This window comes from Hymenobacter ruber (genome assembly GCF_054783255.1).
Genome location: NZ_BAAGQX010000002.1, coordinates 332,340 through 342,246, shown reverse-complemented (window position 1 = coordinate 342,246; position 9,907 = coordinate 332,340). Strand labels below are relative to the sequence as shown.

The following is a 9,907-nucleotide window of genomic DNA, read 5'->3' as shown; positions in this document are numbered from 1 at the left end:
GCTTCACCAGGCAGCACAGGATTCCAAGTTACGGGCGCTTTTTCCAGATTCAGCAGCTAATCCAAGAAGTTTGGGTTACTTTTTCGAAAAAATCCGACCTGCCCTGGAATTTTGGTGCTCCAAACGTTTTCAACGACTATTTCTCCTCGAACTCCCCACTAAATGCAAGGTCTACTGCCCATTTTATTCGCTTCTGTAGCCGGAATGGGTCACGCATTCGAACCTGACCACCTGCTGGCCGTGGGCAACCTCATTTCGCGCCGCGACACCCTGGCCGAAGCCCTGCGCGACGGCATCTACTGGGGCCTGGGCCACACCACCACGTTGGTTATCGTCGGCGCTATCATCCTGCTGGGCCGCGTCACCTTCCTCACCTCCGGCTACTTCGAGGCCGCAGTGGGCCTTATGCTCATCATCATGGGCATCAGCCGACTGCTGGAGCAGCGCCGCCCGCCCGCCAAGGTGCGGCCCGGCGCCTCGCCTTCCCACGCCGCCTACGCCGTGGGCCTGCTCCACGGTCTGGCCGGCAGCGGCGCGCTGGTGTTGCTGGTGATGAGCGAAATCCGCGACCCGTGGCTGAGTGTGCTCTACTTCGCGGTGTTCGGTATCGGCTCCATTCTGGGCATGTTCATCGTGGCCGGTTTGTGCAGCGTGCCCTTCACCAAGCGCATGAAAATCAGTCGGGTGCTGAAACTGAGCACAGTTACTTTGTCCTCGCTGCTGTGCATTGGCTACGGTGGCTGGATGATAGTTGGAGTGCTGAATGGGTGAATGGTTGGATTGTCGAATGGGTAGATTGGTGGATGGTTGAATTGGGTGGGTTGGCAAGTGGTTAAAATGTTGAATCTTGAGCTATGGAAGAAACCGTTTTGGATTCAGCTGCAGAGCCACCGAAGAAATACCTGCGGCTCGGCGACATCGAATGCTACCGCGTCAGCTTTGCGCTCAGCAACCAAATCTGGCTGATGGTGGGGAAGTGGCCACCGATGGCGCAGCGGACCTTAGGCGAGCAGTTCGTTCGGGCCGTTGATAGCATTTCGGCGAACATTGCAGAAGGCTTCGGACGCTACAGCAAAAAAGATAAAATCAGGTTCTATCGAATTGCCTACGGCTCTCTGTTTGAATGCCTCGACTGGAACGAAAAGGCAAAAGTTCGCGGGTTACTCATACCTGAAGAGTATCAGCAGCTCTTTACTGAATTTCAGCGCCTCCCAAAATTGATTAACTGGCTGATAAGCTACACCAATGAAAAATTGAAGAAGTGACTGATGGATGGGTGAATGTGGGGATTGTTGAATGGTTGGACAGTTGAATTGTCACTAAAGCCAGGCTATTCAATTCATAACCTCGCAAAACCACCCAATTCAACCATTCAACAATCCACCCATTCAACAATCCAACAGATGCACCTCTCCCCCAAAGACCTCGACAAGCTCGTTCTCCACCAAGCCGGTTTCGTGGCCCAGAAACGCTACGCCCGCGGCCTGCTCCTGAACTACCCCGAGGCCCTGGCCCTCATCGCCACGCAGCTGCTCGAGTTCATCCGCGACGGTGAGCGGGTGGCCGTGCTCATGGACAAGGGCAAGCAGCTGCTGGGCCTGGCCGACGTGCTGCCCGGCGTGGCCGACATGCTCCACGAAGTCCAAATCGAAGGCACCTTTCCCGACGGCACCAAGCTCGTGACCGTGCACCACCCCATCTGCCGCGAAACCGGCGATGCCGCCCTGGCCCTCTACGGCTCCGGCCTCAGCAAAGCCCCGGCCCCCGCCGCCGCGCCCGCCAACGCCAGCCACCCCCAGCCCGGCGAATACCAGCTGCACCCGGCCGAAATCATCCTCAACGAAAGCCGCGCCACGGTAGACGTGGACGTCGTGAACATGGGCGACCGGCCCGTGCAGGTCGGCTCGCACTATCCCTTCTTCGAAACCAACGCGGCGCTGCACTTCGACCGCGCCGCCGCCTACGGTTTCCGCCTCAACATCCCGGCCGGCACGGCGGTGCGCTTCGAGCCCGGCGAGCGCAAGCGCGTGCGCCTGGTGGCCCTGGCCGGCGAGCGCATCGTGTACGGCGGCAATGGGCTCATTGATGGGAAGCTGGATGAGGCTGGCAAGAAGCAGCAGGCGCTGAGTAGCTTTGAGAAACAGTAGAACTATCTACTTATCATTATGGAAACAGGTGTCTTGTTGCAATTTGTAATTGCATTAGCAATTACTGTGCTTTTTCTGCTTTATTATTTCAGAGGTAAAGAATTAGCCAATACAAAGCTTAGGGAAGATGCATTGCTAAAATCTATGCAGGCCAAAGAAGAATACTTTAATGGTGAAATAAAATCATTACTGCTTTCGATGCAATTGAAAGAGGAATCTTTTGGTAAAGAAGTAAAGGCAATAGAGGAAGTTCTGCTAAACTCCTTCCGATTAAAGGAGGATTTGCTCAAGAAAGAAGTGGAACTTGCACAAGTTAAACTCAATGAATCTTACAGCACTATACCATTGCTAGCAAGCCAGCAATTTGATGAATTTAAAAAGATGGAAATTGAAGGTCTGCGAGTTGTTTTAGGTGAAATAGCTTCTAAGACTGCTCTTGCTGATTTAGAGTCATGGAAAATGAAGTATGAGATGTTTTATCGGCAGGATGCAATCAATCGAAGCCAATCCGTGATTCTAGGGAAAGTCACTGAACATTTGATTCCTTTTCATCAAAACTTTCCATTTAATCCTAAGGAAGCTAGATTTATTGGAAGTCCAATTGATATGATTGTGTTTGAGGGAATTGAAAACGAAGATGTTGTCAATATTCATATACTAGAAATAAAGACAGGTAAATCAACTTTAAGTAAGCGCCAAAAGCTAATTAGGGATGCAGTTGAAAACGGCAGAGTTACTTGGCGCGAACTAAATGTGTGATTTATTCTAAGTTGCTAAGTTGGAAATTAGAAAACTAGATAATTACTATGTCCCTCCCCATCTCCCGTCGCGCGTATGCCGACATGTACGGCCCCACCACCGGCGACCGGGTGCGCCTCGGCGATACCGGCCTGCTGATTGAAGTCGAGCGCGACTACTGCGTGTACGGCGAGGAATGCAAGTTCGGCGGCGGCAAGGTGCTGCGCGACGGCATGGGCCAAGCCGCCGGCATCGGCCCGGCCGACGCGCTGGACCTCGTGATTACCAATGCGCTGGTGGTCGACTACACCGGCATTTTCAAGGCCGACATCGGCATCAAGGGCGGCCGCATCGTAGGCATCGGCAAGGCCGGCAACCCGCACCTCATGCCCGGCGTCACGCCCGGCATGGTGGTGGGCGTCACCACCGAAGTCATTGCCGGCGAAGGCCAGCTGCTCACCGCCGGCGGCATCGACTGCCACATCCATTTCATCAGCCCCCAGCAGATTCCCGAGGCGCTGGCCTCCGGCGTGACGACCATGATTGGGGGCGGCACCGGGCCGGCGGCGGGCACCAACGCCACCACCTGCACGCCCGGCGCCTTTTACCTCGAAACCATGCTGAAGGCCACCGAGGCCTACCCGCTCAACTTCGGGTTTCTGGGCAAAGGCAACGCCTCCAAGCCCGAGGGGCTGCGCGAGCAGGCCGAGGCCGGGGCGCTGGGCTTCAAGCTGCACGAGGACTGGGGCACCACCCCGGCAGCCATCGACATGTGCCTGAGCATTGCCGAGGAATACGACGTGCAGGTCTGCATCCACACCGATACGCTGAACGAGAGCGGCTTCGTGGAAACCAGCACGGCCGCGTTTAAGGGCCGCACCATCCATTCCTACCACACCGAAGGCGCCGGTGGCGGCCACGCGCCCGACATCATCAAAATCTGCGGCGAGCCGAACGTCATCCCGTCGAGCACTAACCCCACGCGGCCCTTCACGGTGAACACCATCGACGAGCACCTCGACATGCTCATGGTCTGCCACCACCTCGACCGCAACATTCCCGAAGACGTGGCCTTCGCCGAAAGCCGCATCCGGGGCGAAACCATTGCCGCCGAAGACATCCTGCACGACCTGGGCGCGCTCAGCATCATCAGCTCCGATTCGCAGGCCATGGGCCGGGTGGGCGAGGTCATCACCCGCACCTGGCAAACGGCCCACAAAATGAAGCAGCAGCGCGGCCCCCTGCCCGAAGACGCCGCCAGCGCCGCCGACAACTTCCGCGTGCGCCGCTACGTGGCCAAGTACACCATCAACCCGGCCCGCGCCCACGGCATTTCGCACGAAGTCGGCTCCGTCGAAATCGGCAAGCTGGCCGACTTGGTGCTCTGGAAACCCGCCTTTTTCGGCGCCCGCCCCGAAATGATACTCAAAGGCGGTATCATCGCCCAGTCCCAGATGGGCGACGCCAACGCCTCCATTCCCACGCCGCAGCCCTCGTTCTCGCGCCCCATGTTCGGCGCGCTGGGCGGAGCTATTGGGAAGTCGTCGATGGTATTTGTGTCGGGTGCTTCTGTTGAAAGAGTACGGGCCAATTATGGCTTAACGAAGCAGGTGGTGGCGGTGAAAAACTGCCGGAATATTGGGAAGAAAGACATGGCTTTGAATGACTACCTGCCCAACATTTCGGTGGACCCCGAGACGTACCGGGTGATGGTGGATGGCGTGCACCTGACTTGCGAGCCGGCCGAGGTGCTGCCGCTGGCGCAGTTGTATAATCTGTTCTAGGACGTAGCGCGGACTTTGTAGTCCGCGAGTCAACCAATCCCACTCGCGGACTACAAAGTCTGCGCTACATGCCATGCAATTCGCCCGCCTCCTGCATCTCGTCGATTCGGCCATTCCCACCGGCTCTTTCGCGTACTCCTACGGCTTGGAAAGCAGCATCACCTTCGGGCTGGTCAACACGCCATTTGCGCTGCGCAATTATCTGTATTCCTATTTGCAGCAGGCGGGCAGCGCGGAATTACCCTTCATCAATTCCACCTTCTACCTCACCGAAAAAAGCCCCGAATTCCAAACCGTAGCTGAAGAATATGATGCACAGCTACTTGTCCCCAGCCTCCACAAAGCCAGCGCCGTGCAGGGCCGCAATTGGCTGAAATTGCTAGCCACGTTCTACCCGGAAGCCGAGTTGGAAACCATCACCCAGTGGTTCACAAGCCAAAATATTCCGCCGCATTTCACGCTGGTTTTCACGCTGGCCTTGCAGCGGGTGGGCTTCGAGCTAAAGGAATTACAGGCTATGTACCTGCACATGCTGCTGCGCGACCAGCTTAGCGCCGCCATTCGCCTCGGGTTTCTGGGGCCGCTGGAGGGGCACCAGTTACAGCACGATTTCTATGCAGTGTTTGAGCATATTCTCGCGGTGCAGGCGAGGAAGGAGTATGGCGAGGCCACACGTTCGGCGTTTTTGTTAGATACTGCACAGGTGTTGCACGAAGACATTTACTCCAAACTTTTCCAGAACTAAGTAGCGCGGACTTTGTAGTCCGCGAGTCCATATCATACCACTCATTCGCGGACTACAAAGTCCGCGCTACTACTCATGGCTTTTGTCGAAAAACTCGCCCTGCTCCTCCACGGCCACCAGCACGAAGCGTACGAATCCCCCGGCGACTTCAACGAGCGCGAAACCCGCCGCTTGCCCAGCTACCGCAATTTCCGCAAACGGGCCTTTACAGTGGGCATTGGTGGGCCGGTGGGCACGGGCAAAACGGCCTTGCTGAAAGCCCTCTGCGAGCGCCTGCGCCACGAGTTCGAATTGGGCGTGGTGACGAATGACATTTTCACCCGCGAGGACGCCGAATTTCTCATTCGCAACAGTGCCCTGAGCGAAGACCGCATCGTGGGCGTGGAAACCGGCGGCTGCCCCCACGCCGCTATTCGGGAGGATATTTCGCTGAACATGGATGCCCTCGAAGGCCTCATGCAGCGCTTCGATTACGGCCTCGACTACCTCTTCGTGGAGAGCGGCGGCGACAACCTGGCCGCCCACTTCAGCCGCGAGCTGGTCGACTATTCCATCTACGTAATCGATGTGTCGGGCGGCGACAAAATTCCCCGCAAGGGCGGCCCCGGCATCACGCAGTCGGACCTGCTCATCATCAATAAAATCGACCTCAAAGACCTCATTAAAGCCGACCTTGGGGTGATGGAGCGCGACTCGAAGAAGATGCGTGGCGAAGGCCCGTTCCTATTCGCCCGCGCCATCGACGGACACGGGCTGGACGACATCATTGCCCACATCAAAGCGGCGAAAGCACGGGCGCTGGCCGCCGTGCGTGAGGACCGGCGCTAATACTTTCGCGCCAGCGGATTGTACCCCAGCAGTGCCTCATCTGCCAGCGCCGCCAGAAGCTGCTCGCACAGCGGCTGCAGGGCCATGCGGCTGTGTGCGGCGGCCCGTAGCATCCACACATTGTCCCGCGCCCGCGTCACTGAAATCATACATTCCTGGTTGTTGATATTGAAGTGTGGCCCCGTGCTGCCGGGCATCTTCTGCCGCGCCAGCATCGCGGCCAGATGCTGGTAGCGCGCATCATCGGGGCTGCCCACCAGAAACACCGAGAAGAAGGTCTGATACCCCGCAAAATTGGCCGGTGAGGTGGCAATATTTTCGGCCGGCTCAAACCCAAACCGGTCCAACACCACCAGCCGGCCGGCCACCCGCACGCGCAATTCCGAATGCAGGGAGGTGAAGGCAAACCGCTCGCCCTGGTCCATGCGGCCGGAGTGAAACCAATCGACCAACAGCAGCAGGGAAGTGGGCTGCAGCTGCCACTCCTGCACCTGCCGGTAGCGGCTTTCGGCCTGCAATACCACTGGGTCGGGGAAAACGACGGCGAGGGCGTTTTCGGCCAGCTCGCCCAAAGTATGCTGCTCGGCCACAGCCCCGTCAATCGAGCGAAAAACCCGGGTGCTGGCCTGCGTGGTGATGATAAGCCGCGAGTTGGCCCGCCCCGTGATGCGCAGCCGGATAACGTCGCCCGCCACGAGGCCGCCGCCGTAGCTGCTCAGCACCACGTGGCTGGCGCTGCTGGGCGACGCCGGCTGCAGAATTTTTAGCGGCTGAATGTTTTTGCAGGCGATGAGCCGCGACTTGCCGCGCACCTGAGCCACTTCCAGCATACTCCAGGCCGCCGGCAGAGGCCCGCTGCCGGCCGTGGCAACCGGGCAGTGGGAGAGAGCAGAGGCAGCAGGGGGGGCGTTCATGATGCCGCGAAGTACGGCCCTGGCGCGCACCGGGCAATAGCGTCCGGCCCGCCGCGTTTCCGCAATTGCGGCCGGCCACGTACTTTAGAGCCTTGTCGTGCTTTGGGTTATGCAGAATTATTACCGCGTCTTGGGCGTGAGCCTCACGGCTACGGCCGGGCAAATAGAGCAGGCCTACCTTGCCCAGCGCACCCGCCTGCGCCGCCTGGCCGCCGACCCCGCCATGCAGGTCCGTCTTGCCGAGGTAGAGGCCGGCTACGGCATCATTGGCCACCCGCGCCGCCGCCTGGCCTACGATGTGCTGCTGGCCCAGCAGCCTGCCGAAGCTGCGCTGCCGCCTCAACACTACGCCGCCGAGGCGCGCTGGCACCACTACGCCCGCATCGCCCGCAGCCTCAACGTGGCGCTGCTGGCCTGCTGCCTGCTGCTGGGCCTCGACTGGGCCCTGCCGCTGCGCCAATACGCCCACGAAACCGTGCAGAGCCGCTTTCCGGTGTCGGTGCCTTCGGCGCTGTCGGCCCCTGAGGTGGCCTACCGCGTGCACACGGCGCACACCACCTTCCGGCTGCCCAGCGCCATCGGCCACCGCGTGCGCACCGGCCAGGCCATTACCGTGTGGCAAACGCCCATCCTGGGCATTGTGCAGCGCATCAGCGCGCCCGCATCGCCCGACGGCCCGGCCCCTTTTCAGCCCTACGGCGGCACCATCTACGGCGTTTTTTTCCTGCTGCCACTGCTGCTGGCGGGCGTAGCAGCTGTGGGGGCCTGGCCCGGCCATTCGCCCGAAACCTACGTGAATACCGCTGCCGTGGGCGGGCTGCTGACCATTCTGACGCTTGTGGTGCTGCTCTGTTTCTAAGGCCGAAGCCCCGCTGCCAGTCCTGTGCCTCATATCAAATGCCGCCGCAATCCGTAAGCGAGAGCCGGGGTGCCCGCCCGGCCCCGCTGCCCGTTTCATATCCCATTCTTTATTGATTCCTGCCGTTCATGGATTTTACCGCTGCCCCTTCCCAAGACCTGCTGTTTGATGCCGCCCGGCGCGGCGATGTGCCCGCCCTGCGCGACCTGCTGGCCGCCGGCCTCGCCGTTGATGCGGCCAACCCCAAAGGCTTTACGCCCCTCATTCTGGCGGCCTACGACAACCACCCCGATGCCACCGCCTTCCTGCTCGATGCCGGCGCCAACCCCAACGCGCAGGACGTCAGCGGCAACACCGCCCTGATGGGCGTCAGCTTCAAAGGCTACCCCGGCATTGCCCGGCAGCTCATTGCCCACGGGGCCGGCCTAAACCTGCAAAACGCCAACGGCGGCACGGCCCTCATGTTTGCCACCATGTTTGGCCGCAACGAGCTGGTGCAACTGCTCCTTGATGCCGGGGCCGACCGCACCATCGCCGACGCACGGGGCCTCACCGCCCTGCACCTGGCCGGCCAGCAGGGCAACGCACAAGCCTGGGCCCTGCTGGGTGGCGAGGCGCAGGAGGCCCAGTAGTCCCAACAGAATTTCCCGTACCCAACGCGGCACCAGCCGCTCCGGCCCCGCCAACCATGCCCACCGGCGTGGTGGCGGGGTTTTTTCGTAGGGGCGTCGCAATCATCGCCCGGCAATTCGTATAACCGGCTCGGTAGGAATTGCTACTTGAAATAGTGCATTTGTAAATATGGCTGGATTTAACCGGAGATTATGAATATTATTTGAACTGCTGAAATGTACGGACGAGGCTATTGGTTTGATTTGTATATGTTTTGTCTTTTATTTGCCTTTAAATTGATGCAGCTGGCAAACGGCAGCTATTCGCCGGTTTGGTCTTATTTATAAATTAAGTAAGATGAGCAAACGTTTGTCTTCTGTGATTTATTGACCTTTCGCTCGGAAAAAACCAATTGATATAAACGGATTATAGTCTGTTTGAGCCGTTCATTCGCCGTTTTGGGCTGAAAACGATTGCGGCTGAGCTTATCAAGAAATTTTCACGCGCACCTGCTTTGCAAACAATCATTCGCTTCACCAAAATCCCACCGCTTATGCTGCTCTCTACTCTGCTTGTCGTTACGCAATTGCTGGCTGCCGGCTCGTCGCCGGCTTCGAAATTCAACTCCGGCCCGGCCACCGCTTTGGCGGCTCCGGCCGTGGCGGGCCGCGTTACCAACGAAGTAGGGGTGCCGCTGCCGGGCGTGTTCGTGGCGGTGCAGGGCACTCCCCAAGCCACCAGCACCAACGCCGCCGGCGACTTCCTGCTGGCCCTCACCGGCACCAAGTCCGTGCTGCTGTTCAAGTGCCAGGGCTACCGCGACCAGACGCTGGCCGTCGCCGCCGGCAATTCGCTGACCGTCAAGATGCAGTCGCTCACCAAAGCTGTGGCCCCGCCGGCCGGCCCGGTGCCCGTGGCCCCGGCCCCCGAGCCAGAGGCCACCAACGCCGCCACGGTGCTCAAGTTTTCGGAGGTGCTGCCGTCCTTCCCGGGCGGGGAGTCGGCCTACTACGCCTTCGTGCGCCAAACGGCCCATTTCCCCGAAGAAGCCCTTAAGCAGGGCCTCTCGGGCACGGTGTACGTGAGCTTTGTGGTAGACCAGCAGGGCCGTATCGTGGACGCGGAAGTAGCCAAGGGCTGCGGCCACGGCTTTGACGAAGAAGCCCTGCGCGTGATTCGCCTCATGCCCTGGTGGACGCCCGGCCTGGTCGCCGGCAAGCCCGTGCGCGTGGCCCGCACCATGTCGGTACCGTTCCTGTTTCGCTCACGCGACTAACGCG

At 59.5% G+C, this 9,907-nt stretch carries 11 protein-coding genes; 10 read left to right on the top strand and 1 reads right to left on the bottom strand.

Going from position 1 to position 9,907, the window contains the following annotated elements:
• Positions 1-204 precede the first annotated feature (204 nt).
• From ACYVM5_RS02090 to ureG, 7 genes are all read left to right on the top strand, one after another.
• Positions 205-771 carry an urease accessory protein gene (locus ACYVM5_RS02090; RefSeq protein WP_460616525.1) on the top strand — a complete coding sequence of 189 codons (567 nt, stop codon included), beginning with the start codon at positions 205-207 and terminating at the stop codon, positions 769-771.
• 83 nt (positions 772-854) lie between these two features.
• A complete protein-coding gene (locus ACYVM5_RS02085; RefSeq protein WP_460616524.1) occupies positions 855-1,265 on the top strand; it encodes a four helix bundle protein in 411 nt (136 codons plus the stop codon).
• A 138-nt stretch (positions 1,266-1,403) separates the two neighbouring features.
• Complete coding sequence (locus ACYVM5_RS02080; RefSeq protein ID WP_460616523.1) at positions 1,404-2,147, top strand: urease subunit gamma/beta; 744 nt, start codon at positions 1,404-1,406, stop codon at positions 2,145-2,147.
• Positions 2,148-2,165: 18 nt separating this feature from the next.
• Complete coding sequence (locus ACYVM5_RS02075; RefSeq protein WP_460616522.1) at positions 2,166-2,906, top strand: Holliday junction resolvase-like protein; 741 nt, start codon at positions 2,166-2,168, stop codon at positions 2,904-2,906.
• Between the two features lie 47 nt (positions 2,907-2,953).
• Positions 2,954-4,669, top strand: a complete 1,716-nt coding sequence (ureC, locus tag ACYVM5_RS02070) for an urease subunit alpha (RefSeq protein ID WP_460616521.1) — start codon at positions 2,954-2,956, stop codon at positions 4,667-4,669.
• A 73-nt stretch (positions 4,670-4,742) separates the two neighbouring features.
• Positions 4,743-5,414, top strand: a complete 672-nt coding sequence (locus tag ACYVM5_RS02065; RefSeq protein ID WP_460616520.1) for an urease accessory protein UreF — start codon at positions 4,743-4,745, stop codon at positions 5,412-5,414.
• A 75-nt stretch (positions 5,415-5,489) separates the two neighbouring features.
• Positions 5,490-6,242, top strand: coding sequence for an urease accessory protein UreG (gene ureG / locus ACYVM5_RS02060; protein WP_460616519.1), 753 nt, complete (start codon positions 5,490-5,492; stop codon positions 6,240-6,242).
• Here ureG and ACYVM5_RS02055 read toward each other — a convergent pair.
• Positions 6,239-7,156: an urease accessory protein UreD gene (locus tag ACYVM5_RS02055; RefSeq protein WP_460616518.1), complete on the bottom strand. Its 918-nt coding sequence runs from the start codon at positions 7,154-7,156 to the stop codon at positions 6,239-6,241. The two genes, ureG and ACYVM5_RS02055, sit on opposite strands and share 4 nt — an antisense overlap.
• Positions 7,157-7,265: 109 nt before the next feature.
• Here ACYVM5_RS02055 and ACYVM5_RS02050 point away from each other — a divergent pair, with 109 nt between their 5' ends.
• The 3 genes from ACYVM5_RS02050 (at position 7,266) to ACYVM5_RS02040 (ending at position 9,903) form a co-directional block, all read left to right on the top strand.
• Positions 7,266-8,015: a J domain-containing protein gene (locus ACYVM5_RS02050; RefSeq protein WP_460616517.1), complete on the top strand. Its 750-nt coding sequence runs from the start codon at positions 7,266-7,268 to the stop codon at positions 8,013-8,015.
• 128 nt (positions 8,016-8,143) lie between these two features.
• Complete coding sequence (locus tag ACYVM5_RS02045; protein ID WP_460616516.1) at positions 8,144-8,647, top strand: ankyrin repeat domain-containing protein; 504 nt, start codon at positions 8,144-8,146, stop codon at positions 8,645-8,647.
• Positions 8,648-9,180: 533 nt separating this feature from the next.
• On the top strand, positions 9,181-9,903 hold the full coding sequence (locus tag ACYVM5_RS02040; protein WP_460616515.1) for a TonB family protein: 723 nt from the start codon (positions 9,181-9,183) through the stop codon (positions 9,901-9,903).
• Positions 9,904-9,907 lie beyond the last annotated feature (4 nt).